This window comes from Gordonia rhizosphera NBRC 16068 (genome assembly GCF_000298195.1).
Taxonomy (GTDB): Bacteria; Actinomycetota; Actinomycetes; order Mycobacteriales; family Mycobacteriaceae; genus Gordonia; species Gordonia rhizosphera.
The window spans coordinates 1-23,677 of record NZ_BAHC01000113.1; the positions used below are offsets into that span (position 1 = coordinate 1).

General features: G+C 66.6%; 24 protein-coding genes. 8 read left to right on the forward strand and 16 right to left on the reverse strand.

Annotation, left to right across the window (positions count from 1 at the left end; translation table 11 throughout):
- Positions 1 to 534, forward strand: a 534-nt coding sequence (locus tag GORHZ_RS12660; RefSeq protein ID WP_006333556.1) for a DUF6928 family protein, incomplete at its 5' end; no start/stop codon positions are given.
- A gap of 27 nt (positions 535 to 561) precedes the next feature.
- Here the strand turns inward: GORHZ_RS12660 and GORHZ_RS12665 are convergent.
- Both GORHZ_RS12665 and GORHZ_RS12670 read right to left on the reverse strand, forming a co-directional pair.
- Entirely contained in the window at positions 562 to 852 is a 291-nt protein-coding gene (locus GORHZ_RS12665; protein WP_040531724.1) for a DUF2537 domain-containing protein, read from the reverse strand.
- 35 nt (positions 853 to 887) lie between these two features.
- Entirely contained in the window at positions 888 to 1,742 is an 855-nt protein-coding gene (locus tag GORHZ_RS12670; RefSeq protein WP_006333559.1) for a TrmH family RNA methyltransferase, read from the reverse strand.
- Between the two features lie 83 nt (positions 1,743 to 1,825).
- Between GORHZ_RS12670 and GORHZ_RS12675 the strand changes: the two genes are divergently transcribed.
- Positions 1,826 to 3,070: a GNAT family N-acetyltransferase gene (locus GORHZ_RS12675; protein WP_006333561.1), complete on the forward strand. Its 1,245-nt coding sequence runs from the start codon at positions 1,826 to 1,828 to the stop codon at positions 3,068 to 3,070.
- Positions 3,071 to 3,082: 12 nt separating this feature from the next.
- On the opposite strand, the gene GORHZ_RS12680 is transcribed toward GORHZ_RS12675, so the two are convergent.
- Together GORHZ_RS12680 and GORHZ_RS12685 are read right to left on the reverse strand one after the other, a co-directional pair.
- Entirely contained in the window at positions 3,083 to 3,529 is a 447-nt protein-coding gene (locus GORHZ_RS12680) for a MarR family transcriptional regulator (RefSeq protein WP_040531715.1), read from the reverse strand.
- A 99-nt stretch (positions 3,530 to 3,628) separates the two neighbouring features.
- Complete coding sequence (locus tag GORHZ_RS12685) at positions 3,629 to 5,077, reverse strand: NCS2 family permease (protein WP_245551406.1); 1,449 nt, start codon at positions 5,075 to 5,077, stop codon at positions 3,629 to 3,631.
- A 118-nt stretch (positions 5,078 to 5,195) separates the two neighbouring features.
- On the opposite strand from GORHZ_RS12685, the gene GORHZ_RS12690 reads away from it, so the two are divergent.
- The gene (locus GORHZ_RS12690; RefSeq protein ID WP_040531718.1) at positions 5,196 to 5,444 is read left to right on the forward strand and encodes a DUF2530 domain-containing protein; all 249 of its coding nucleotides are present in this window, start codon (positions 5,196 to 5,198) and stop codon (positions 5,442 to 5,444) included.
- Positions 5,445 to 5,498: 54 nt separating this feature from the next.
- Here the strand turns inward: GORHZ_RS12690 and GORHZ_RS12695 are convergent, their stop codons facing one another.
- Positions 5,499 to 6,755: an MFS transporter gene (locus GORHZ_RS12695; RefSeq protein WP_040531727.1), complete on the reverse strand. Its 1,257-nt coding sequence runs from the start codon at positions 6,753 to 6,755 to the stop codon at positions 5,499 to 5,501.
- Between the two features lie 30 nt (positions 6,756 to 6,785).
- On the reverse strand, positions 6,786 to 8,153 hold the full coding sequence (locus GORHZ_RS12700; protein ID WP_006333569.1) for an MBL fold metallo-hydrolase: 1,368 nt from the start codon (positions 8,151 to 8,153) through the stop codon (positions 6,786 to 6,788).
- Positions 8,154 to 8,250: 97 nt separating this feature from the next.
- Between GORHZ_RS12700 and GORHZ_RS12705 the strand changes: the two genes are divergently transcribed.
- A complete protein-coding gene (locus GORHZ_RS12705) occupies positions 8,251 to 8,925 on the forward strand; it encodes an ArsR/SmtB family transcription factor (RefSeq protein WP_006333570.1) in 675 nt (224 codons plus the stop codon).
- Positions 8,926 to 8,949: 24 nt separating this feature from the next.
- Here the strand turns inward: GORHZ_RS12705 and GORHZ_RS12710 are convergent, their stop codons facing one another.
- The 6 genes from GORHZ_RS12710 to GORHZ_RS12735 form a co-directional block, all read right to left on the reverse strand.
- Complete coding sequence (locus GORHZ_RS12710; RefSeq protein WP_006333572.1) at positions 8,950 to 10,191, reverse strand: acetyl-CoA C-acetyltransferase; 1,242 nt, start codon at positions 10,189 to 10,191, stop codon at positions 8,950 to 8,952.
- Positions 10,184 to 11,875 carry an AMP-binding protein gene (locus tag GORHZ_RS12715; RefSeq protein WP_006333573.1) on the reverse strand — a complete coding sequence of 564 codons (1,692 nt, stop codon included), beginning with the start codon at positions 11,873 to 11,875 and terminating at the stop codon, positions 10,184 to 10,186. Before GORHZ_RS12715 ends, GORHZ_RS12710 begins: the two co-directional genes overlap by 8 nt.
- Positions 11,872 to 12,747 carry an alpha/beta fold hydrolase gene (locus tag GORHZ_RS12720; protein ID WP_006333574.1) on the reverse strand — a complete coding sequence of 292 codons (876 nt, stop codon included), beginning with the start codon at positions 12,745 to 12,747 and terminating at the stop codon, positions 11,872 to 11,874. Before GORHZ_RS12720 ends, GORHZ_RS12715 begins: the two co-directional genes overlap by 4 nt.
- Entirely contained in the window at positions 12,744 to 13,478 is a 735-nt protein-coding gene (locus GORHZ_RS12725) for a hypothetical protein (RefSeq protein WP_006333580.1), read from the reverse strand. The genes GORHZ_RS12720 and GORHZ_RS12725 overlap by 4 nt, the downstream gene beginning before the upstream one ends.
- The gene (locus tag GORHZ_RS12730; protein WP_006333586.1) at positions 13,475 to 14,671 is read right to left on the reverse strand and encodes an acyl-CoA dehydrogenase family protein; all 1,197 of its coding nucleotides are present in this window, start codon (positions 14,669 to 14,671) and stop codon (positions 13,475 to 13,477) included. Before GORHZ_RS12730 ends, GORHZ_RS12725 begins: the two co-directional genes overlap by 4 nt.
- A gap of 109 nt (positions 14,672 to 14,780) precedes the next feature.
- Positions 14,781 to 15,383, reverse strand: a complete 603-nt coding sequence (locus GORHZ_RS12735) for a TetR/AcrR family transcriptional regulator (RefSeq protein WP_006333587.1) — start codon at positions 15,381 to 15,383, stop codon at positions 14,781 to 14,783.
- A 130-nt stretch (positions 15,384 to 15,513) separates the two neighbouring features.
- Between GORHZ_RS12735 and GORHZ_RS12740 the strand changes: the two genes are divergently transcribed.
- Complete coding sequence (locus GORHZ_RS12740) at positions 15,514 to 16,008, forward strand: nuclear transport factor 2 family protein (RefSeq protein WP_006333588.1); 495 nt, start codon at positions 15,514 to 15,516, stop codon at positions 16,006 to 16,008.
- 104 nt (positions 16,009 to 16,112) lie between these two features.
- Positions 16,113 to 16,604 carry a thiol peroxidase gene (tpx, locus tag GORHZ_RS12745; protein WP_006333589.1) on the forward strand — a complete coding sequence of 164 codons (492 nt, stop codon included), beginning with the start codon at positions 16,113 to 16,115 and terminating at the stop codon, positions 16,602 to 16,604.
- 57 nt (positions 16,605 to 16,661) lie between these two features.
- Here tpx and GORHZ_RS12750 read toward each other — a convergent pair whose 3' ends face one another.
- From GORHZ_RS12750 to GORHZ_RS12760, 3 genes are all read right to left on the reverse strand, one after another.
- Positions 16,662 to 17,516 (reverse strand): aldo/keto reductase, encoded by an 855-nt coding sequence (locus GORHZ_RS12750; protein WP_006333591.1) that lies wholly within the window; start codon positions 17,514 to 17,516, stop codon positions 16,662 to 16,664.
- 82 nt (positions 17,517 to 17,598) lie between these two features.
- Positions 17,599 to 17,994, reverse strand: a complete 396-nt coding sequence (locus tag GORHZ_RS12755) for a (R)-mandelonitrile lyase (protein ID WP_006333592.1) — start codon at positions 17,992 to 17,994, stop codon at positions 17,599 to 17,601.
- Between the two features lie 55 nt (positions 17,995 to 18,049).
- Positions 18,050 to 19,426 (reverse strand): MFS transporter, encoded by a 1,377-nt coding sequence (locus GORHZ_RS12760; RefSeq protein ID WP_006333595.1) that lies wholly within the window; start codon positions 19,424 to 19,426, stop codon positions 18,050 to 18,052.
- 100 nt (positions 19,427 to 19,526) lie between these two features.
- On the opposite strand from GORHZ_RS12760, the gene GORHZ_RS12765 reads away from it, so the two are divergent.
- Positions 19,527 to 20,183 carry a TetR/AcrR family transcriptional regulator gene (locus GORHZ_RS12765; protein WP_006333599.1) on the forward strand — a complete coding sequence of 219 codons (657 nt, stop codon included), beginning with the start codon at positions 19,527 to 19,529 and terminating at the stop codon, positions 20,181 to 20,183.
- A gap of 156 nt (positions 20,184 to 20,339) precedes the next feature.
- Here GORHZ_RS12765 and GORHZ_RS12770 read toward each other — a convergent pair whose 3' ends face one another.
- Positions 20,340 to 21,761 carry an HNH endonuclease signature motif containing protein gene (locus GORHZ_RS12770; protein WP_040531721.1) on the reverse strand — a complete coding sequence of 474 codons (1,422 nt, stop codon included), beginning with the start codon at positions 21,759 to 21,761 and terminating at the stop codon, positions 20,340 to 20,342.
- Positions 21,762 to 22,078: 317 nt separating this feature from the next.
- Here GORHZ_RS12770 and GORHZ_RS12775 point away from each other — a divergent pair, with 317 nt between their 5' ends.
- The gene (locus GORHZ_RS12775; protein WP_006333602.1) at positions 22,079 to 23,428 is read left to right on the forward strand and encodes an MFS transporter; all 1,350 of its coding nucleotides are present in this window, start codon (positions 22,079 to 22,081) and stop codon (positions 23,426 to 23,428) included.
- Positions 23,429 to 23,677 lie beyond the last annotated feature (249 nt).

The following is a 23,677-nucleotide window of genomic DNA, read 5'->3' on the forward strand; positions in this document are numbered from 1 at the left end:
GAACCGTCGGCGCTCACCCGCACGATCGCGTCGATCCGCCCGAGCGCCGCGGCCACACTGCTGCACACCGATCCCGAGCGGTCCCTCGGGGTGTTCGCGCGGTGGGAGAACGGCACGCTGAAACGCGCGTTCGCCGCCGAACCGGTCACCATCATCGAGGACGAGGGCGTACCTTATCCTTTCGAGCGGCCGTTCTGGGCCGGTGAACGCCCACTGCGTTACGCCGAGGGCGTCGCACCCGAACCGATGGCCCTGCCGTTTCACCCGCAGGAGATCGCCGAGCAGTCCAACCGTGAGTGGCTCGGATTCCGATTCACCCGCCCCCTGGCCGACACCGACCTCGATCCCACGCGAATCCCGGTGACCGCCTTCGCCATCCATCCCGCCGACTATGTACCCGGCGACGAGGACCGGACCCGCCACGAAGGTGTCGGCGCCGAGGGAACTACCGAGGACACGGCCGAGAACGAGCCACCCGCAGAAGGACAGCCGCCGCGCCGCCGCGGACGGATCGCCCGCTACTTCGGGTTCTGACGACGACCCGAGAGCGAGCCGGGCAGGTCAGCGACCCAGCACCGCCAACGCCACCGACGAGCCGAGTCCGGCAAGCAGACCGATCAGACTGCCCCAGACGATCCACCGCCACACCGGTCGTTCCCGCAGATCCCACAGCATCCAGCCCAACCCGCCGCACACCACGACCGCGGCGGCCACACCCAACCACCGCGCGAACCCGCCGATCAGTTCGTAGACACCCACCACCATGAAGGTCGCGAACAGCGCACACGCGGTCGTGACGATCATCCCGAGCACCCACGGGGTGGGCTCCGGCCCGGGCCCGTCGTCGGCCATCGCCGGGAGCACCAGCCGGTCGGATGCAGGATCGGTCATGCTGACATGGTGCCGGATCGGGCACGTTCATAGAACGCGATCGCCGCCGCGGTGGCGACGTTGAGCGAGTCGGTGCCGCGGCTCATCGGGATGCGGGCCCGCACATCGGTCGCACGCATCGAGGTCTCCGACAATCCCGGCCCCTCGGCGCCGACCAGGAAGGCCACCTTCGGCGCGTCGACCGCCTCCGACAATGGCACCGCGGTCGGGCCGGGAGTGAGCGAGATCAGCCGGAAGTCGTTGTCGCGCAGGACGCTCAGCTCCGCCGGCCAGGCCTCGAACCGTGCGAACGGCACCAGGAGCGCATGACCCATGGACACGCGCACGCATCGTCGGTAGAGCGGGTCGGCACACCCGGCACCGAACAGCACGGCGTCGACACCGAGGCCGGCCGCGTTGCGGAAGATGCTGCCGATGTTCTCGTGGTCGTTGACGCCTTCGAGGACGGCGATGGTGCGCGAGCGCGCGACGACCTCGCCGAGGTCGAGTTCGGAGGGCCGTCGGGCGGCCGCGAGCACACCCCGGTTGAGGTGGAAGCCGACGACCTCGGCCATCACCTCCGCGGTAGCCCGGTAGAACGGGATGCCCGCGAGTGACGGGTCGGTCAGGTCGTCGGCGAGTTCGCCGAGCCGTTTGTCCACACCGAGGAAGGCGTGTGGCGCGAACCGCGAGGCGATCATCCGCTGGGCGACGAGCACACCTTCGGCGATCACCAGCCCCTTGCCGACCCGGCCACCGGGCAACGCGGGCAGATCGGGGCGGCGATCCACCGAATTGAGGTCGCGGAAATCGTCGACGCGCGTGTCGCCGGGGTCGTCGATGTCGATGACGTCGACACGGATGCTGCGCATCCGACAAGTCTGCCAAGCGGAAGGGTCGGCGAGTTGTCGGGGATGGTCGCATCTGCGGGCACCGACTGTGCAACGGTTGACGGGTGAGTAACACGCAGACCGAGCCGTCGGCACTGACCGTGGCACGCGCCACCGACGCCGACTGGACCGAGATCTTCGCCGCCGATGCCCGCGCGTTCCTGATGACCAACCCGCTGTCGGAGGCCGAGCAGGCCGATCTGCGGGCCAAGGTCGCCGACGACGACGTCGTGCTGGTCCGCGATCCCGACGGTGTCGCGGACCATCCGCTCGTCGGGGTATCGATGTACTACCGCATGACGATGACGGTCCCGGGCGGCGGACCGCAGTCCGCCGCCGGGCTCTCGTGGGTGTCGGTCGCGGCGACGCACCGCCGGCGCGGGATCCTGCGCACGATGATCACCGAGTTGTTCGACCAGTGGGAGGCCGAGAAGCAGGTCTTCGCCATCCTCACCGCCACCGAGGCCACGATCTACGAGCGTTTCGGGTTCGGTCCGGCGTGTTTCGCGCAGAACGTGGCCGTGGACCTCACCGCTGCCCGGATGCGGCAGCGCGCCGACCGGACGCCGGCCTCGGTCAACTACGCCACCGACGAAGACGTCGCCCGCCTCGTCCCCGACCTGCACGCCCGTTGGACGGCCACCCGGCCCGGTGCGCTCACCCGGCCGACGGCGTGGTGGGGCCAAATCCTGGCCGACCGGCAATCGCGGCGTCCCGCGCACCACAGCGGACTGCACTACCTCATCCACGCCGACGGCTACGCGAGCTACCGGATCGACCAGTCCGTCGAACCCCCGCGGGCGGCGATCGAAGAGGTCGTCGCGATCACCGAGCAGGCCCACACCGACCTATGGCGTGTCCTGGTCGGCCTGGATCTGACCCCGCGGGCCACCGCACTCATCGCCGTCGACGACCCGTTGCCGGCCAAGCTGACCAATCACCGGGCCGTCGCGGTCACCGGGATCGAGGACCGGATGTGGCTACGCATCCTCGATGTACCGCGCGCCCTGGGTGCCCGGCGCTACTCCGGTGACCTCGACGCGGTCATCGAGGTCGTCGACGACTTCCGCGGACACGGCGGCGTGTTCGACATGACCGTCCGCCACGGCGGTGCGATCGTCGCCCCGAGCTCCGCGAAACCGACTGTGCGACTGGATATCTCGGTTTTGAGTTCGATGTTTCTGGGGTCGGTCCCGGCACGGACGTTCGCGGCCGCCGATCGCCTGTGGACCGACGGCCCCGACACCTTGGACGCGCTCGACCAGGCGTTCGCGACCGGCGTCGCGCCGTTCGCGGGAACCTTCTTCTAATGTGTTCGCAAATCAGCCCGCGTCATCGTCGGCGTTGACGATCTTCTGGATGATCGGTACCGCGGCGGCCAGCGTCTCGCGCTCGTCATCGCTCAGTTCGTCGAGGCGGGCGCTCAACCACTCCTCGCGGGCGTCGAGTTCGGCGGTGATGACCTCGCTGCCGCGCGGTGCCAGCGTCACGATCGCCTGCCGGCCGTCGGTCGGATGGGGTTCGCGCCGCACCATGCCCAGATCCGACAGTGACGCGATGACCCGGGTCATCGACGGTGGCTGAACCCTTTCGGCGCAGGCGAGCGCCCCGGGCGTCATCGGACCCTCATGATGCAGCGTATGCAGGGCGGACAGTTGTGTCAGCGAGACAACCTTACTGACGCGCCGCCCCCGCAATCGTCGTGCCAATCGGACGATCGCCAGCGACAGCTCCGCCGTCAGAGCCTTGTCTGAGACTAATGAGTCCACCACTCCAAGGGTAGTTCACTGATGCGATCACGCAATGCGGTATTCGCATTTCTGGATACACGATGTTGTCAGATTGTCGACCCCAGCGTCGAGACGCGATCAACCCACCAGATCCGAGATCGGTCCGTTCGCGAAATAGGCGACGAAAACCGCGGCGACGATCCACAGCAGCGGATGCACCGTCCGTGCCCGGCCGGCGGCCGCCGCGAGCACCACCCAACTGATGAAGCCGACTCCGATGCCGTTGGCGATCGAATAGGTGAAAGGCATGATCACTATGGTCAAGAACGTCGGCAGCGCATAGTAGAACTTGGTGAAGTCGATGGTCGTCACCTGCCCGATCATCATCGCGCCGACCACTACCAGCGCGGGGGCGACGGCCTCGAGCGGCACGACCTCGTAGAGCGGGGTCAGGAACATCGCGAGCAGGAACAACCCGCCCGTGACGACGTTGGCCAGTCCCGTCCGTGCGCCCTCTGCGATGCCCGATGCCGACTCCACGAAAACGGTGTTCGACGACGACGACGCGACGCCGCCGGCGATGGCGCCGGTGCCCTCCACGACCAGCGCGCGACCGATCCCGGGCAAGTTGCCGTTCACATCCGCGAGGCCGGCCTCCTTGCCGAGCCCGGTCATCGTGCCCATCGCATCGAAGAAATTCGAGAGCACAAGGGTGAACACCATCACCGAGGCGGCCAGCACGCCGATCCGCGTGAACGCGCCGAAGAGGTCGACGTCGCCGACGAGGCTCAGGTTCGGCATGCCACCCAGTCCGTCCGGCAGGGCGGGCACCGACAGACTCCAGCCGTGTGGATTCTGCAAGCTCGACCCGAGGTCGAGAAACGACTCGAGGATGATCGACACCACGGTCGTGACGAGGATCCCGATCAGCAGCCCGCCGGGCACCCTGAGCACTACCAGCACACCCATCAACAGCACACCGAGCGCGAAGATCATCGTCGGGACCGTCGCGATGGAGTTGTTGATGCCCAGCTGGACCGGCACCGTCGTGTCGGCGGCGTCCGGGACACGGCGCACGAAACCGGCGTCGACGAGCCCGATGAACGCGATGAAGCACCCGATACCAGCGGTGATCGCTGCTTTCAGTTCCGGCGGCACCGCGTTGAACACCGCGGTCCGGAAACCGGTCACAGCCAGAGCGACGATGATGATGCCGTCGATGACGACCAACCCCATCGCCTCGGGCCAGGTCACTTCGGGTGCGATCGTCACGGCCAGCAGGCTGTTGATACCCAGACCGGTCGCGATCGCGAACGGGTAGTTGGCGACCAGACCGAAGATGATCGACATCACCCCTGCGACCAGCGCGGTGACCGCGGCGACCTGCGCCAGGGGCAGGACGTTGCCGAGCACATCGGCGTTCTTCTCGCGGCCCGGTACGCCACCGATGATGATCGGGTTGAGGACCACGATGTAGGCCATCGTGAAGAAGGTGACCAGACCGCCGCGGACCTCGCGGCCCGTCGTCGAGCCCCGCTCGCCGATCTTGAAGTAGCGGTCGAGCCGACCGCGGGGCGTGGTGGGCAGCCGGGGGCGCCCGGGCGGCGGATTCGTGGTCTCCGTCTGCGCATGCGAGGATGCCGTCGGCGGATCGGTGGGCTCACTCGACGGATCGATGGGCACAGACGAAAGTTACTCTGATGCCATGACCGACGCATCCGACATCCCGGAACTGCCCAAGGCGTTGCGGGCACCCGAGCCGGTCATCGTCGTGGGCATGGCCGCGTGGCTTGTCGCCACGATCGTCGTGTGGGTCACCGGATGGGGCGGCGACCGTGCGGTGCAGGTCTGTCTGGTCGGACTCGCGGTGGGACTCCTCGGCACCACGATCGTTTTGGTGCAGCGGGCCGCGGTGCGCCGGGGCGATCGCACCGCGCAGCAGGGATTGGACTGAGTCGAGGACCCGACGACCCGGCGCGTGCAGATGCCGGGTCGGTCGCGGCGCGGTTCACCAGTGCGCTTCGGTGATCCATCGTGCGGCCAGCACGCCGGACAGCGCGGTGATCGCGGCGGCGGCGAGAATCGTCGAGGTGAGGCCGAACGCGTCGGCGAGCACTCCGGCGACCAGTGCTCCGCCGGCGTATCCCAGATCGCGCCAGAAGCGGTAGGTGCCCAGCGCCTTGGCTCGCCACTCGGGATGGGCGTGATCGGAGATCGAGGCGATGAGCGTGGGATACACCATCGCGGTGCCGATGCCGATGGCGGTCGCGGACACCAGTCCGGCGAGCAGGGGCCAGTCGAGCAGGGCGCGGGCGGCGACGAATCCGGCGGCCTGGATGAACATGCCCCACACGATGAGGGTCTTGCGACCGATGCGATCGGCGAGGTGGCCGGCGGGGATCTGACCGATTCCCCACAGGATCGGATAGAGACCCTTGATGACGCCGACCGCGGTGAGGCCGAGGCCATGGTCGATGAACAGCAGCGGGAAGACGCCCCACATGAGTCCGTCGTTGAGGTTGTTGACGAACCCGGCCTGACTGGCACCGCGCAGGCTGCGGTGACGCCAGCTGGTGACCGCGAAGATATCGCGCAGTCGAGTGTCGTGCGCGGGTGTGGGTGCGGGATGGCGTCGCAGTTCGAGCGCGAGATGGTCGGCGGTGTCGCGGACCACCAGAGACAGCAGCAGGCCGCCGACGACGAACACCGCGCCGATCAGTTGGGGAGCCGGGCGCAGCCCGTAGGTGGTGGCGAGGAAGCCGGTCAGCAGCGCGGTGACGCCGACGGCGACGTAGCCGGCAGCCTCGTTGAGGCCGGTGGCCAGTCCACGTTGGCGCGGCCCGACGAGGTCGATCTTCATGTTGACCGTCATCGACCAGGCCAAGCCCTGGTTGAGGCCGAGCAGAACGTTGGCGGCGATGATCCACCACCAGTTCGGTCCCCAGGCGAGCATGAACGGCACCGGTATGCCGATCACCCACCCGGTCAGCAGCAGCTGTCGGCGGGCGAATCGGGCAGTGAGCGCGCCGGCGGCGAGATTCGTGAACGCCTTGGTCACGCCGAAAGCGATGATGAACGAGAACACCGCGAGATCGCTGGTGAGGCCGAAGACCTCGGCGCCGATGACCGGCACGGTGGTGCGTTCCAGACCGACCAGTGCACCGACGCAGACGTTGACGATCACCAGGAGCGTGAACTGCACCCAGTTCTCGCGCAGACCAAGCTCGATGACACGGACCGGCCGCGGCTTCGACCACGATGTCATCGGCACCTGCTCCCGCCCCATCCGCCGAGGTCAGTCGCCGGTGGTCAACGGAACCCGGTGACGCCGGGCGAAATCGTCGGGGCTGCCGTCGAGGACCGCGATGTCGCGGCGGCCGTGCCGCTGCAGCAAGCTCGCGGCGGTCATTGCTCGTTCCCCGTGACCGCAGGCAACCAGCGACCCGGTCGGGACGGCGTCGACGTGGGCGACGATATCGCCGAGTTCGATATGTCTGGCGCCCCTGACGTGGTGGTCGGTCCACTCGGCGGCTTGGCGCACATCGACGTACGGCATCGTGGCGGCGGTCTCGTCTGCCCGCAGATAGGGCGTGAGGGCAATCTGTCCGCCCGTCGACACCCACGCGGCCATCCCCCCGGCGAGGTAGCCGACAATGCGTTCGTAACCGATCTTGTAGGCCTGCCAGATCAGCTCGCTGATCACCCCGGGGTTCTCTGGTACCACGAACACCAGTGGCACATCATCGGGAACCACCCATCCCAGCCAGGACGCGAACTGAGGACGCAACGGGATCGACACCGCACCGGGAACATGTCCGGCACCGAATGCGACGGCCGAGCGGGCGTCGACGATCCACGCCCCGTCGGCGGTCAGGCTTCGCACCGAATCCGGCGACAACGCGTCCAGCGACGGCTCCCCATCGACCACCGTCGGGCCCTGCCGATTGCGTTCGGCCATGCGCCGGAAATAGGTGGGGTAGCTGCCAAGGCTGCCGGTGAGTGCCTCGACGAACGCGTCTTCGCCCAGCGACAGCAATGGATTCGAGTCGCGTTCGGCACCGATCGTACTGGTGCGCCGGGCACCGGAGGGGGCCGAACAGAACGATCCGGCGCCGTGGGTCGGCCACACTGCCGCATCGTCGGGCAATGCGGACAAGCGCTGCAGCGAGCGAAACTGCCGGCGCGTCAACTCGATCGTGCGTTGTGGGCCGAGCAGATCGGTCCGGGCCGCCGACTTCACGATCAGCGAGCCACCCGTGAAAACTCCGATCTCCTCGCCGCCGTCGCAGATCAGGAAGGACAGATGTTCGTCCGTGTGCCCCGGCGTGGCCAGTGCACACAAGGTCAGACCACCGAGATCCACCTCATCCAGATCGCCGAGACCGGTATGCGGGAACTCTCGATCACCGTGTGCGGAGGCCAGGATCTGCGCACCCTGCTCCTTGTGCAGCTGCACCGCACCGGACAGGAAGTCGGCATGCAGATGGGTGTCGGCGGCGAAGCGCACGTGCAGCCCGCGCCGCTCGGCCGCGGCGTTGAGCGCACGCAGATCGCGCGACGCGTCGACCGCCAACGCGCTGCCGTCGCCGAGATCGAGCAGATACGAGCTGTTCCCCAGTCCCTCGTCGACGAGGGAAATCAGCTGATCAGCACTGAAAGCCATCACCCGTCTCCATGCACCGGAACCCGACACAGGCGGGATAGACGATCCCGCCCATCAGACACTACGCTATTCCATGGAAGGCTGGAATATGACCGAGATGACCCACACCGAACACAAGGCGAAAAAGGCCACGCTGTACGACGCGTTCGCCGCGAGCGGGAAAGCACTCGCGAACGGCACCCGACTGCAACTGCTCGATCTCCTCGCGCAGGGTGAACGCACCGTCGAGAGCATCGCGCGCGCCACCGATCTCAACCTCACGACCGCGTCGGCACATCTGCAGACGCTCAAGGCCGCCGGGTTCGTGACGACCCGGCGAGACGGAGTGCGGATCTTCTACCGCCTGTCCGGCGACGACATCGCCGAACTGCTCGCACTGTTGCGGTCGGTGGCCGCCCGTCATCAGCCCCGGGTCGGACCCGCCCGCGACGACTACCTCGGCTCCGACGACGGGACCGACGAGATCGACCGAGACGAACTGCAACGGCGTATCGACGCCGACGACACCGTGGTGATCCTCGATGTCCGGCCGGTCGAGGAGTACGACGCCGGCCACATTCCCGGCGCCGTCAGCATCCCCGTCGACGAACTCGCCGAGCGCATCACCGAACTCCCCGAGGACCGTGACGTCGTGGTCTACTGCCGCGGCGAGTACTGCGTGATGGCTTACGACGCAGCGCGTCTGCTCGCGGCCGACGGCCGCCGCGCGATCCGGCTCAACGACGGCATGCTGGAATGGCGTCTGGCCGACCTACCGGTCGCGCGGCGGTGATTTAGTGGTCCTGTTCAGAACCACTCAGGCGACGCGTTCGAAAATCGCCGTGAGGCCTTGTCCCCCACCGATACACATGGTCTCCAGCGCATATCGCCCCTCACGACGATCGAGCTCGCGCAGGAGGGTCGCCAGTATCCGAACGCCGGTGGCCCCGACCGGGTGGCCGAGGGAGATGCCCGATCCGTTGACATTCGTGCGCTCGAAATCGGCTGCGCCGAAGCCCCATTCCCGGGTCACGGCGAGCGCCTGGGCGGCGAAGGCCTCGTTGAGTTCGATGAGGTCCATGTCGGCGAGAGTCAGGCCGGCCCGGCCGAGCGCCTTGGAGGTCGCCGGCACCGGGCCGATGCCCATCTCCGCGGGCGCAACCCCGGCGACGGCCCAGGTGACCAGTCGGGTGAGCGGCCGAAGACCCAGTTTCTCGCTGTTCGCGCGGGTGGTGACGAGACATGTGGCCGCGCCGTCGTTCTGACCGCTCGCGTTGCCGGCGGTCACCGTGGCGTCGGGGTCCTCGCGCTGCATGATCGGGCGGAGCTTCGCGAGTCCGTCGACGCTGGTGTCGGCACGGGGATGCTCGTCGCGATCGATCACCAGCGGATCACCCTTGCGTCGGGGCACGGTCACCGAGACGATCTCGTCGGCAAATCGGCCTTCCTCGATCGCGGCAACGGCACGGCGGTGTGATTCGACGGCCAACTCGTCCTGCTCGCGGCGGGAGATGCCGTATTGCCGCCGGAGGTTTTCGGCGGTCTCGAGCATGCCCCCGGGCACCGGATGGTTCCGGCCACCGGCCGTGACGCGTCCGCGGGCCAGGCGATCGTGCAGTGCCGCGGGTGCGCCCTTGGCACCCCACCGGATCGACTCCGAGTAGTACTCGGCCCGGCTCATTGATTCCGCTCCCCCGGCGATCACCAGGTCGGCCACACCGGTCTGCACGCGCATCGCGGCGTCGAGCACCGCCTGCAGTCCGGACCCGCATCGTCGGTCCAACTGGAGCCCGGGCACGGTCACCGGCATGCCTGCATTGAGGGCGGCCACGCGACCGATCGCTGGTGCCTCACCGTTGGGATAGCACTGCCCGAAGATCACGTCGTCGACAGAGTTCGGATCAATCCCGGTGCGCGAGAGCAGTTCTTCGATGACGCGGGCCGCCAGGTCGGCGGCGGGGACATCGACGAACATACCGCCGTAGCGCCCGACCGGAGTTCGCAGGGGTTCGCAGATGACGACGTCCGCGGCGGAAACGGTCGAGTTGGGATCAGTCACGTCGGTGGTCTCTTTCCTCGTCGGCCCACTCGGCGGCCCAGTCGCGCAGCACCGCGGCACGGATCTTGCTGCCGTTCCCGCCGACAGTGGTGGGCATCTCGTTGATGATATGGATGATGGTGGGCACCTTGAACGCTGCCAGCCGATCTCGGCACCAGGTCTTGAGTGCGTCGGCGTCGACATCCTCGGTGTCGTCGGCGAGGACGACGAATCCGACTGCCACAGTGTGGCCGCCTGCGTCGGTGATGCCCACGACCTTCGCCGTCTGCACGGCCGGGTGGTCGGCGAGCCGGTGTTCTATCTCGGCCGGGTCGACGAGGAAGCCACGCAGTCGCAGCACATCCCCCATCCTGCAGACGTAGCTGAAGCCGCCGTCGCCGGTGGCGATCCCGAGATCGCCGCTGCGGAACCATCCGTCGGCGGTGAACGACCGCGCGGGGGCACCCGGGTCGCCGAGATAGGCGTCGACGACGGTCGGTCCGCGGAATTGCAGCTCACCCTGTTCCCCGCGGGCCGGCCTCCTGCCATCGAACGGATCCACCACGCGCACCTCGATCGACGGGTCGACCGGCCGCCCACCACCGTTCCAGCGGACTCGCTCCGGATCGTCTGGGGCCCACAGCAACACGAGCGCGAAAATCTCCGAGGAGCCGAATACGCCGGTGGTGTGGGTGCCGAATTCGTCGCGCAGCCACGTCGCGACCTCGTGCGAACGGCCGAGGAAGTCTGCGATGCCCAGCCACCGCAGGGACGCCAGGTCGACCCGCTCGCCGCCCTGCCAGGTGTCGAGGAGACGGCCGAAGAGATCGTCGCCGCCGACCGCGTGCGTCACCCCGAACCGACCCATTCGAAGCAGCGTCTCGGCCGGATGGAATACCGGCTCCATCAGAAGTGCTCCGCCACCGGCCAGTCCGGCGAAGGCGGCGCTGTAGCCGAACACCCCGGACACCGGTAGGACACACAGCAGGACGTCCCCGTCCCGAACACGCATGGCCTCGGCATCGGCGCGCGCATGCGCCACGACGGCCGAATCCCGGTGTGCCGCAAGCTTCGGAATGCCGGTCGAACCGGACGTGGTGAAGGCCACCGTGATGTCGTCGGCGGGATCGTCGTCGAGGCCCGCCGGGGTGAGCACCACCATGTCGGGAGTGTCGGGCGCACGCGCCCCACGAGTGTCCCCGGTTTCGGCGGCCCAACAACCGGCGCCGAGATCGAATCCCGCGGGGCTGACCGACGGTCGGCCGGGGCCCGCGACCACGGCAACGGCGGGCGCCGGGAGCGCGGTCTGGTCGTGGGCGCTGCGCAGGATGCCGTAGAGGTCGAGGCCGTGGAAGTCCGGGGCGACCGCCACGACGGCGGGCCGTGCCGCGGCGAGGATGTGCGCGACCTCGGCGACGTTGTAGCGGGTGTTGACGCCGATGACGTGCGCACCGACCTGCGCGGCGGCGAACTGCCAGACGAGCGCATCGGACCAGTTGGGCAGCAGAACGGCGATGCACTGTCCGCGGCGAACACCCACGGCGTCGAGTTCGGTCCGGAGATGTTCGACGCGGTCACGGAATCGCGCCCGGGTGACGGCGTGGATCTCCCCGTCCGCGACGTCGTAGACGGCGGTCGCCCCCGGGTTCGCGATGACGAGCGTGTCGAGCAGTCCGGTCAATGCGGATCTGGTCCTGGTGGTCACGCGGTCACCTCCGATCTGGCCGCGGCCGGCGCGGCGGCGTTGCGGAGTTCCATCAGCCAGCCGTCCGCGAGAGCCGCGAAGTCGTCGATCTCTTCCATCGGGTAGTGCCCGATGCCCGGGAGGCCGGTGAATCGGGCACGGCCCGGGTCCGCCGCGTTGATGTCCGCGGCGAGGCGTTCCACGGCCCGTGGATCGATCCAGGGATCGTCGAGGCCGCACACGAGGTGCAGCGGGCAGGTCAGCGCGCCGAGTCGATCGCCGACGTCGTGGGTGCCCCACCCGATGAGGTCCGAGGAGGAGATCTCCGGGTCTTCGCGTTTGTGCATCAGCGCGATGCGGTGGGCTGCCGCCGGGGACACCGAGTGCCCGATGGACGCGAGTGTGCCCAGGTAGGTGCGATCGGCGCGGGCGGGGCCGGCGACGTCCTCGAGTTCGCGGCGTAAGCCGGTGACGTTGACTTTCCCCGGTGCCGCCTGGGCCTCCATCGCGATCGCACCGGCCAGCGGGAAGTCGGGCCGCGTGGCGAGTTCGAGGGTGAGTTTGCCGCCGATCGAGCAGCCGAGGACCAACGGACGCTGCACGTCGAGCACGCTGAGCAGTGCGATCAGCCAGTCCCCGTAGTCGACGAGATCGGTGATCGCTCCGGTCACCGCGGGTTCGGACCGTCCGTGGCCGGGCAGATCGGGTACCAGCACGCGGTACCCGCGGTCGGAGAGGGCCGAGGCGACGTGTCGCCATTGAACGCCGCTCTGTCCGGCGGTGTGGATGCAGAGCACCGTCGGCAGGGCCTCGGCGGTTGCGGGGTGGTCGGGGGTGACGATCTCGACGAAGCCGAGAGCGCCGTCGATCTCGACGTAGCGGGCCTCGATCATGCTCGTGCCTCCCCGGCGATGCGACGAGCATGCCCGATGATGGTGTTCAGCGGCTTGGTCAGTCGGAGATATTCGTAACCGTCTCCGGTGGAGGAGAATTCGCCGCCAATGGCGCGGCGCATGAAATCGTCGTGGTCGCTCAGGACCACGTCCACCCACGTCTGCGCGGGGGCGACGAAGGTGAATGTCGCCCCGTGCGGAACACGTCGGGTGATGTCGATGATCTGTCCACGGTAGACCCTCAGGTGCAGTTCACGGTCGCCGCAGCGCAACCCGATCGTGCCGTCCCAGGTGGCCAGTGACGACGCGAAGGACGGATCACCTTCCAGGCTGGTCCGCAGTAGCCGTCCCCATCGCACCGAGCAGAAGTCGAGTGCCGGCTCCTCGGCTACGGGCTGCTCGGGACGCCAAATCTCGGTTCCTTCTTCGTGAAGTTCGCCGGTCTCATCGAGGAGCCGGATATGGCGTTCGACGGCGCCCTCGGACACGCGGGTCACGACGGATTCGACGTGGATGGTGTCGAGCATGGATACCGGTCGGTGGGTGACCCACTGCAGTGCGGTGAGCGTGGCGCCAGGCAACGACGGCATCGACAGCTCGGCGACAATTCGGCCGATCACCGACGACGTCGACGGCAGGCATATCCCCGATTCCTCGAGCCGTTTCAGCGCGAGTTGCCCGGGCAACGTGGTCCGGTCGCCGACACGGACGGCCATCACGGTGGTGTTCATGCGATATCGACCTTTCCGAGAAGCTCATCGGAGATGATGCGCATCTGGATCTCGCTGGTGCCCTCGAAGATCTTCGTGAGCCGGGCATCACGCCAGTGCCGTTCGACCTGGAAATCGGTGGTGTAGCCGGCGCCGCCGTGGATCTGCACCGCCTCGCTGGTGACCCGTTCGGCCATCTCGGTGGCGACGAGCTTGCACATCGAGGCCTCGAGCGAGCAGCGTCGGCCGGTGTCGATGTCGGTGGCCACCGAATACATCAGCTGGCGGGCCGCCTCGATCTCGGCGGCCATCGACGCGATCTTGAACCGCAGGTGCTGGAAGTCGGCGAGTTCGTGGCCGAACTGGCGGCGGGTGTGCAGGTAGGCGATGGAGTCCTCGAGTGCCCCGCGGGCGAGCCCGATCGCGCGGGCGGCGGTGTGTGCCCGACCGACCTCCAGACCGCTCACCGCCAGGTAGAACCCTTTGCCCTCCTCGCCGAGCATCCGGTCGGCCGGGATGCGGAAGCCGTCGAAAGACAGTTCCCAGGTGTTCCAGCCGAAGTATCCGATCTTGCGCACCTTGGTACCCGAAATGCCCTCTGGGAAGACGCCGCGCTCCTTCTCGACGAGGAATGCGCTGATTCCGCGGTGTGGCTTGGCCGGATCCTTGCGGGGGTCGGTGCGGGCGAACAGGACGAGATAGTCGGCCTCGTCGGCGTACGTGCACCACATCTTGGTCCCGTTGACGACCCAGTCGTCGCCGTCGCGGGTGGCGCGGCAGGAGATGTTGGCGACGTCCGAACCGGCCTCCGCCTCCGATAGCGCGTACGCACCGAGATATTCACCACGCGCCACACGTGGCAGCAGCTCCGCCTCCTGCTCCGGTGTGAATCCGCCGCCCATGCCGTTGCCGCGGGCCAGTAGTCCGGACACGCTCATCCAGGCGCGCGAGAGTTCTTCGGCGACAAGGCAGTACTCGAACACTCCGAGTCCCAGACCACCGTGCTCCTCGGAGATCATGATGCCGAAGAAGCCGACCTCGGCCATCGCCTTCTTGAGCGTGTCGGGGATGGTCCCCTGCACCGGGTCGAGTTCGTTGGCGACGGGGAGCACCTGAGTCATCGCGAACTCGCGGGCGAGGTCGCGGATGGCGATGCGCTGCTCGGTCAGGTAGCGCGGACTGTCGGTCCGCGGTTGCGACGGCCGATGGGTCATGGGGCCTCCTGGGGAATCGACGACGGATGGCGCGTCACCACCAATCATCGTTAACAAGCGTTCACCAAGTAGATCACTTCACCGCAAATGCGTCAACGACGCGCCTCGATCAGTCGGAGCGGTATCCGACGAGATTCAGCGCAAAGCGGCCGTAGTCCTCGGCCACTTCCTGGGCGGTCAACGGCCCGTCGGGCCGAAACCATAGCGGGATCCCCGAGCACATGGTCAGCACCGCCGTGACCGCCTCGTGCACTCGGGGGATCACGAAGACCCCCTTGCCGACACCGGCCTGGGCGAGCTCCACGAACAGCTGCTCCTGAGCATCGCGGGAGCCGACCACCCGCTTGCGGTCGACGTCGTCGAGGTAGCGGAGCTCGGTGTTGGCCACCAGGCATTCACGTGGCATGCGCGCCGCGAACAGTGCATGCGCGGCGACCGCCACCTCCCAGCGTCGCGCCGGGTCGTCCCCGGCCTTGCGCAGGGCGTTGCGGGTTGCGGTGAACTGGGCGTCACTGGCCGAGCGCAGGATCTCGACGAGCAACTCGGACTTGCTCTCGAAGTGGTTGTAGACATTCGCGGCACTGCAACCTGCACGGTTGCCGATGGTGCGCATCGTCGCCCCGTGGAATCCGGACCCGTAGAACTCGTCGAGCGCAGCGTCGACGATCCGATCCCGAACCGTCTGGGACTCCTTGGACGATCGAGTGTTCATGAACGCCCAGCGTAGCGTCCCGACCGCGACCTGCCCGGAAGCGAAATCCCGATAGATATTGACCTCGCGAATACGGCCGGTCTATGGTCATCACCGTGTGAACGTTCGTTAATCATACGGAGGTTGATTCATGACGATTCCGATCGACACCCCCCTGTCCGAGAGAGTGACCCGCCTAGAAGATCTCGAGGCCATCCGCTCTCTCGACGCCCGCTATTGTCGCCACCTCGATGATGGCAACTGGGACGCGCTGATGGATCTGTTCACCGACGACGGCGAGTTCGACGGCCTGGCGCATCCACGCGGCAAGGCAGAGATGCGTGACTTCTTCGCCGGCCTTGCCGACGCCGGACTCACCTCTTTCTGGCATTTCATCACCAATCTCGACATCGAACTCGACGGTGACCGGGCGACCGTGCGGTCGTTCCTGTGGCAGCCGTGTGTCTCCGACGGCGTCGCCTCCGTCGCCGCCGGCCGGTACACCGATCAGGCCGTCAAGATCGAGGGCCGCTGGCTCTATCGCGTGAAGCAGGTCCGCTTCCACTTCTTCGGGCCCCTCGAAAAGGGCTGGGATGAGAACCTTTTCGCGGTGGAATCCGCGCGGCGGGCGGCGGTGCGACCATGACCGAGGGGGAATCGAACACCCCCGGTCGTGTTCCTCAGGGTCAATCAGTGCACAACGGCATGTCCGACTCGACGCTGCTCTGCGGCATTGGCACAATGTGACGCATGGCACAGACAAAGCTAGGCGGCACCGTTACCAACACCAGTGGAGAGTTGCCCGCTGTCGGATCATCAGCACCGGCCTTTACTTTGGTCGGCATGGACCTCGGCACCGTCAGCAGCGACCAGTTCGCGGCGAAGCCCTTGTTGCTGAACATCTTTCCCTCGATTGACACGGGCGTCTGCGCAGCCAGCGTGCGGACATTCAACGAGAGGGCCGCAACCACGGGCGCTACCGTGCTCTGTGTTTCGCACGATCTTCCGTTCGCCCAGCAGCGGTTCTGCGGGGCAGAAGGCATCACCGACGTCGTCGTGGCGTCCGCGTTCCGCAGCAGCTTTGGCGATGATTACGGTGTCACGATCGCCGATGGCCCCATGGAGGGGCTGCTGGCGCGCGCGGTTGTGGTGGTCGGCGCCGACGGCAACGTCATCTATACCGAGTTGGTACCGGAGATCACGCAGGAACCCGACTACGACGGAGCGCTGGGATCGCTCTGATTCCTCAGCCGAATCGGCGATTGGGGCACAGAGCCATGGGATCTGTGCCCCAATCTGTCACTTTCCGCTGAATACCGGGAAGGCGCCGGCCTCGCCATAGTCCTCGATGCGCAGGGAGCGCAGAGCATCCATGTCGTCGGCGGTGATCGTGAAGTCGATCTGAGCGTTGCCGCGCATATGATCCGGGTTGGCGGTCTTCGGCAATGGCACCGCCCCCAATTGCAGGGTGTAGCGGATGCACAGCTGCGGAACGCTGACGCCGTAGCGCTCGGCCATCGCTACTAGATCCGGGTGCAGCAGGATCTCGCCGTGCCCGATGGGCGAGTAGGCCTCGACGAGGATGTTGAGGCTCTCGCAGTAGGCGATGAGGTCGGTGGGTGTGTTGCCCACCTGGACGAGGATCTGATTCACCTGCGGCGCGATGGTGCTTGTCGTGAGGATGTTGTCGAGGTCGTGCCGTTCGAAGTTGGAGACGCCGATCGACCGGAGCTTGCCTGCCTTGTATGCATCCTCCAGCGCGCGCCACGCCTCGCGGTTGCCCTCGGCGTAGTCACCGCCGCGCCAATCGGCCCACGGTTGCGGGCTGTGGATCAGCATCAAGTCGATGTGGTCGAGCCCCATCGTGGCCAGCGAGCCGTCGATGGCCGCGGCCGCATCTCGGTAGTTCTTGATCTCGGCGGCCAGTTTGGTGGACACGAACAGCTCCTCACGGGCGACGCCGCTGGTGCGGACGCCCTCGCCGACACCGCGCTCGTTGCCATACGCCTGTGCGGTGTCGAGGTTCCGATATCCGGTCTCGACCGCGTCGCCGACTGCGCGGGCGGCCTTGTCGTCATCGATGAACCAGGTGCCCAAGCCCAGCTTGGGGATCTGCACGTGGTTGGACAGTGTGTAGGTCTCGTTGAGAACCATGGCTTTTGCTCCTTGTGTCGTGATTGATGTTGACTGCGGCGCGGCACGCTCAGCCGATTGCGTCGATGCCGACGCCCTTTGCTCAGCCCCCGTATTCCTCATCGGTGACGTGCTCGAGCCACGTGACGACCTGACCGTTCTCATCGGCCTCCTGCATGGCGACATGTGCCATGTAACGATCGGGTGTTGCACCGTGCCAATGCACTTCGCCGGGCTCGATGTAGACCACGTCGCCGGGACGGATCTCTTGCACGCCACCTTCGCGGGTGGCGACCAGGCCGATACCGTCGGTGACGTAGAGAGTCTGGCCCTTCGGATGGTGATGCCAGGCGGTCCGGGCGCCGGGCGAGAACCGGACGTGCGCGCAGCCGATCGCCGATTGATCGTCCGGGTTGCGGATGCCGTCGATCTGGACCGCGCCGGTGAACCAGTCTGCGGGTCCGGGGGCCGTCTGCCCTCCGCTTCGCGTGTACTTCATTTCTGATGCTTCCTTTCTCTTGACTGAGGTTTGCTCGTGCCGAGGGTGTCACCGCTCAGCGTTGCGGAAGTCGCAATCCGGCGATGGCGGCGATAGCCACCACGGTGGCCCCCACGAGCAAACTGATGTGCAGGCCATCCGTGAAAGCAGAATCGTCGGCGAGGAGGGCACCGAACACCGCGACCGCCAGTGCACCCCCGATCTGACGGCTGGTGTTGAAGACGCCGCTGGCGGTCCCGGTGCGTTCGGGCGGAACATGATGCAGCAGTAGCGCGGTCAGCGGCGGCATCGTCAGCGGACCACCGAGACCGACCAGAACCATCAGGATCGACAGCGCCCAATTCGGTGCAGACGGTGCGGCGAGGACGAGCGCCACCATCCCGACCACCATGCACGCCAGTCCGCCGACGATGGGTGTTCGGGCACCGACCCGCTCCACGATCCGTGCCGAGAACGGGGTCAGAACCAGACCGATCAGCATCATCGGCAAGAACGCGATACCCGTCTGGAACGCGCTCATTCCCTGGGTCTGCTGGAAGTACAGGCTCATCACGAACGGCAGCCCGAAGTAGCCGACCATGAAGGCGAAGCCCGCGATGAGCGAGATCCGAAACACCCTGCCACCGAACAGATCCAACGGCACCATCGGATCCTTGGTGCGCGCCTCGATCAGCACGAATGCGGTCAGCCCGATCACCGCGACAAGGAGCGCCACGAGGACGGAGCCGCCGAGGACGCCCACATCGCCGGCCTCGATCGCCGCGAAGGTCAGGGCTGCCATCGCGGTCACGGCGGCCAGCTGCCCTGGCCAATCCAATCGTGTGGGATGAGTCGGCGACGGGGCCGTCCGTCGCAGTGCCAGCAGGGCGATGACCGCGACCGGCACGTTGATCAAGAAGATCCATCGCCAGTTCAGCTCGGTCAGAAGTCCTCCCGCGACCGGCCCTGCGGTCGACGCGACCGCGCCACCCATCGCCCACATGCCAACCGCTCGACTTCGGCGGCGTGGGTCAGGGTAGGTCTCGCTGACCAGTGTCAGCGACGCCGGCACGATCAGTGCAGCGGCTGCGCCTTGCACAAAGCGCATTCCGATCAGGACGGGCAGTGTCGGCGCCGCCCCGCACGCGAACGATGCCACGGCGAACAGAGCAAAACCGACGGCCAAGGCATGCCGGGCTCCGATCCGATCGGCGAGCGAGCCCGAGGAGAGCAACAGCGCCGCGAACAGCAGAGTGTACCCGTCGACCACCCACTGCAGCCCTGCCATCCCGCCGCCCAGTGACTCCCTGATCGACGGCAAGGCCACATTGACAATGACCGCGTCCAACGTCACGACGAAGAACCCAAGGATCGCCGCACTCAACGCGAAGACCGGTGCCGGACGCCGCGCCGGCACCGTGGCATCGAGCGCCTCGGGAACTCGGTTGAGCATCCGCCCTCCTCTCGTATTTACCGGATATTGAGCATCCGCTTATCGAGCGTAGGCGGATAAACGGATATCGTCAATCCACTTATGCTGATACCGTGGTCACATGGCGAAGGCACAAGCTCCACGTCCCCTGCGCAAGGACGCATCGATCAACCGCGACCGACTGCTGGACGCCGCTCGAGAACTCTTTGCCGAGAAGGGACTTGGTGTCACACTCAACGACATCGCCCACCACGCCGGCGTCGGTGTGGGCACCGCGTACCGACGCTTTGCCAACAAGGAAGAAATCATCGACACGCTCTTCGAAGAGCGATTGCAGGCCGTGGAAGCGGTCGCTCGCGAAGCACTCGACGAACCAGACCCCTGGAAGGCACTCAGCGACTACCTCAGGCGCGCCCTTCAGATGCAGTTCGGCGACCGTGGCCTCCACCAGATCCTCGACGACCCGACACTCGGTGACGCGAGGATCAACGACGTCCGCGTACGGATCGCGCCCCTGATCGTCGAGCTGGTGCGCCGCGCCCAGCAGGCAGGAGTCGTTCGTGATGATTTCGAACCGACCGACGTCACGTTCATGCAGTCGGCGATGGCACCGATCATGGACAGCACACGCGATGTCGCGCCGCAGACCTACGAGCGTTATCTGACCTTCTTCCTGGACGGAATCCGCAGCGATGACCGGCGATTCACCCCGCTACCGGCGCCCGCGCTCAGTTCGGAGAACACGCACACGGCCATGACACATCGGCGCCGCAGGTAGGTACCTCAGCCTGCAGACGGTGGTGACCACGCCACCGTGTTCATCGGTATCAGCGGACCGGCTCGCGCTCCCAGGACCGTACGGTCCGATCGCCGTGCAACAGTTGTCGTGGCCAGCGCCTTTCCGCTGCGCCGTCTGAAGCGTTCCGCGGAACGTTTACGCGGCGGCCGGTTGTTCGGCCTTCAGCCGCCAGATGGCATAGAGGACTTCAGTGGTGTAGCCCAGGTCGAGGCGCCCGCCACCGACGGTCGCGGTGGCATCCGGCGCGATCTGGGGATCGGGCTCCCAATCGTCGGGGATCGCGACCGCCGGTGCGGTCTCGATCAGCGACCCGTCGGTGCGGTGGAAACTGAACTGTTGATCGCCCAACGCGCGGATCGCAAACCGACCACGATGTAGCGCCCGATGATGGGTGCTGCACAACATGATCAGGTTGTCCATATCGGTCGGCCCGTCATGGCGATCCCAATCCCGCACGTGATGGGCATGCAGATGCCGAGTACGTCCACACCCCGGGTGGGCACAGCCGGCGTCGCGGTTGAAGATCGCCCTGATCATCGCGGCCGTCGGTTGCCGCCGCTTGCGTCCCCACGACAAGACTGCACCGCGCTTGTTCTTGGTCACCTCCCGTTCCGCAGCCCCGCACTGGGCCTCGTCGACCTCGATCTCTGCCAACGCCGGACCACCGTCGAGGTGCGGATCCGACAGCGCCGCATCGCCATCACCTTCGGAGTTGTTGTCTGCAAAGGTGTGCACAACGATCTCTGCCCCAGGCGCGATCTCGGGGATGTCCACCACACCGTGCACGGTATCGGCCATCGCCACCATCGCCGGGGCAATGTTGTGCGGCACGTGCCGCCACAGATCCCGCTGCTGTGCCGCCGTCATCTCCCCCGCCGCGGCAGGGTCGACGAGTTCGGTCGGCGGTTTCAGGGCGTCCCGCGGAACGTCGCCATCCCCGGCCACCCGGGTGCGTTCATATTCCGCACGCACCGCCCCCGCCAACAACCGCGCCCCGTCGAGGGGGTTGAGCCGCAGCGTCACCGACAAGGTGCCATCCAGATGCCATTTCCACTGCCCCGACGACTCGATATGCCCGGCCTCGCGTTCGGCGGTTTCACGATCGAGATGGCGCATAGACCGCACCAGCTTCTCCACCTGCGTGGCCGATGCCGACCGCGCAAAGTTGACCAGCTCGGCTTCACGTTCCGGCGTCGCAACTCGGGTCAGGGCCCGCGCCTTGGAATAGGTCAACCGTCCCGTCGCGAACTCCTCACGCAACAATGGCAACCCAGGCAGAGCGCGAGCCACCCGCACATGCTCCTGGGCCGTCCGAATCGACATACCCGTGCGCCAGGCCAGCCAATGCGCGCACGAACTGATCCCTTCCCCGCCCCAGCCGCCACGCTCGTCGAGCTCACCGAGCAACTCCAAGAACCGGGCGGTCAACGCGGTGATCTGCCCGGCAAACCCGGTCACCCGCTCGCGCAATTGCTCGACCGTCAACTGCGCCGGCGGGGTGTCATCGAGAAACCCCGACACGACAGCTGAAGGCGATGGAAGAGAACTAACCGACATCTCAGATCCCCCGAACTGGGTCGATACCAACCGAACACCCAGAGGGTAACGCCGGCCACCGACTGAATCGGTGTTCCGCGGAACGCTTTGGGCGGGTTCGCCGTTGGCCGATCTCGGCGGCGGTAGTGGATCTTCGCAACGCGGCGAACATAGATGTTCTTGACTTTGATCTGTGATCACATCTAGAGTGGTCTACATCACAGCGCAACCGGTAGTGCGATGCACCTACTTGTCGAAGCAGAGATCGCTTCGCTGATAGCCCTGCGCCCCAATCATCCTCGCCGTGATCACATACCGACCGGAAAGGACTCAGGTCCATGACCGCTCCCCATCCCCTCGATGATGCGCCGTTGTCGACCTTTCACAAGAAGCTCGCACTGTTTGCCTCCGGCGGGCCGTTCCTCGACGGCTACGTGCTGTCGATCATCGGTGTCGCGCTGGTGCAGATCAGCCCCGATTTCGGCCTGAGTTCCGCACAGGAAGGGCTCGTCGGCGCATCTGCGCTGGTCGGCATTCTCCTTGGCGCCTTCGCCGGCGGCTGGCTCACCGACAAGTTCGGGCGCCAGGTGCTGTTCACCATCGACTTGGCGCTCATCATCGGGTGTTCGATCGCCCAAGCCTTCGTCGGCAACGTCTGGTGGCTGATCGGCCTTCGACTCCTGATCGGTATGGCCGTGGGCGCCGACTATCCGATCGCCACGTCGCTGCTCGCCGAGTTCTCCCCGCGCAGATGGCGCGGCCCCCTACTTGGCGCATTCGTGGCCATGTGGTTCGTCGGCGCGGTCGCCGCGTACTTCGTCGGTGAAGCCCTGATGCATGTCGACGGGGGCTGGCGATGGATGCTGGCCAGTGCCGCAGTGCCCGCGATCATAATTGTGCTCGCCCGGATCGGGACACCGGAATCCCCGCGATGGCTCATGAAGAAGGAACGGGTCGACGAGGCGAATGCGGTGTTGCAGAAGGTCTTCGGGCCCGGAGTGTCGGTCGACGATCTCCCCGAGGAGGTGCACGAGAACATCCGGGTCAGTGCACTGCTGCGGTCCGGATACGGCAAGCGCATGGCGTTCATTTCGATCTTCTGGACCTGCTCGATCGTGCCGCTGTTCGCGGTCTATGCCTTCGGCCCCAAGATCCTCGGCGCACTCGGTTTGACCGGCACCCTCGCCAACTACGGGTCCGCGTTCATCACGTTGATGTTCCTGGTCGGTTGCCTCGTCGGATTGGCCCTGGTCAACCGCATGGGCAGGCGCCCACTGATCATTCACAGCTTCGCGTGGGCCGGGCTGGCACTACTGCTGCTCGGCATCTTCACCAACGCCTCGGCCTGGCTCGTGCTCGCTTTGTTCGCCGCCTACGCCGTCACGATCGGCGGCACCCAGATTCTGCAGTGGATCTATCCGAACGAGTTGTTCCCCACCGAGGTCCGCGGATCGGCCGTCGGCCTGGCCTCCTCCCTGAGCCGAATCGGAGCAGCGATCGGCACCTACCTGGTGCCGGTATCCCTGAGCCACCTCGGCACCGCGTGGACCATGATCGTCGGCGCCATCGTGACATTTGTCGGCGCCGGCGTCTCGATCCTCTGGGCTCCGGAGACGCGCGGTCTCACCCTGGGCGAATGCGCCTCGATCGGCGCGCCGTCCCCGGAGCCGACCGCGAAGGCGGCGTGATCGTGGACCTCACGCGCACCGGCATCGTGAAGCACGACGACCGCGAGTTCAAGCTCGGCATACACTCCTACACGTTGTCAACGGATGTGGCGAGCGCTGAGGTTTCGAGTCGGACCACGCCTACGAGAAGACCATCGATCTCGACACGATGATGGACCTCGCCGTCGAGTGGGGCGGCTCATCGGCGCATGCCTCGACACCATGAACTCGCTCGTACTGATGGAGGGCATCGAGGATTGTGTCCGCAAA

Bases quoted from the DNA above. Each gene is read 5' to 3' on its own strand.
- GORHZ_RS12665 (WP_040531724.1), bottom strand. From the start codon at position 852: ATGGCCGACGACGGGCCCGGGCCGGAGCCCACCCCGTGGGTGCTCGGG.
- GORHZ_RS12670 (WP_006333559.1), bottom strand. From the start codon at position 1,742: ATGCGCAGCATCCGTGTCGACGTCATCGACATCGACGACCCCGGCGAC.
- GORHZ_RS12690 (WP_040531718.1), top strand. From the start codon at position 5,196: ATGACCGACGCATCCGACATCCCGGAACTGCCCAAGGCGTTGCGGGCA.
- GORHZ_RS12695 (WP_040531727.1), bottom strand. From the start codon at position 6,755: ATGACATCGTGGTCGAAGCCGCGGCCGGTCCGTGTCATCGAGCTTGGT.
- GORHZ_RS12700 (WP_006333569.1), bottom strand. From the start codon at position 8,153: ATGGCTTTCAGTGCTGATCAGCTGATTTCCCTCGTCGACGAGGGACTG.
- GORHZ_RS12705 (WP_006333570.1), top strand. From the start codon at position 8,251: ATGACCCACACCGAACACAAGGCGAAAAAGGCCACGCTGTACGACGCG.
- GORHZ_RS12720 (WP_006333574.1), bottom strand. From the start codon at position 12,747: ATGATCGAGGCCCGCTACGTCGAGATCGACGGCGCTCTCGGCTTCGTC.
- GORHZ_RS12725 (WP_006333580.1), bottom strand. From the start codon at position 13,478: ATGAACACCACCGTGATGGCCGTCCGTGTCGGCGACCGGACCACGTTG.
- GORHZ_RS12730 (WP_006333586.1), bottom strand. From the start codon at position 14,671: ATGACCCATCGGCCGTCGCAACCGCGGACCGACAGTCCGCGCTACCTG.
- GORHZ_RS12735 (WP_006333587.1), bottom strand. From the start codon at position 15,383: ATGAACACTCGATCGTCCAAGGAGTCCCAGACGGTTCGGGATCGGATC.
- GORHZ_RS12740 (WP_006333588.1), top strand. From the start codon at position 15,514: ATGACGATTCCGATCGACACCCCCCTGTCCGAGAGAGTGACCCGCCTA.
- tpx (WP_006333589.1), top strand. From the start codon at position 16,113: ATGGCACAGACAAAGCTAGGCGGCACCGTTACCAACACCAGTGGAGAG.
- GORHZ_RS12750 (WP_006333591.1), bottom strand. From the start codon at position 17,516: ATGGTTCTCAACGAGACCTACACACTGTCCAACCACGTGCAGATCCCC.
- GORHZ_RS12755 (WP_006333592.1), bottom strand. From the start codon at position 17,994: ATGAAGTACACGCGAAGCGGAGGGCAGACGGCCCCCGGACCCGCAGAC.
- GORHZ_RS12760 (WP_006333595.1), bottom strand. From the start codon at position 19,426: ATGCTCAACCGAGTTCCCGAGGCGCTCGATGCCACGGTGCCGGCGCGG.
- GORHZ_RS12765 (WP_006333599.1), top strand. From the start codon at position 19,527: ATGGCGAAGGCACAAGCTCCACGTCCCCTGCGCAAGGACGCATCGATC.
- GORHZ_RS12770 (WP_040531721.1), bottom strand. From the start codon at position 21,761: ATGTCGGTTAGTTCTCTTCCATCGCCTTCAGCTGTCGTGTCGGGGTTT.
- GORHZ_RS12775 (WP_006333602.1), top strand. From the start codon at position 22,079: ATGACCGCTCCCCATCCCCTCGATGATGCGCCGTTGTCGACCTTTCAC.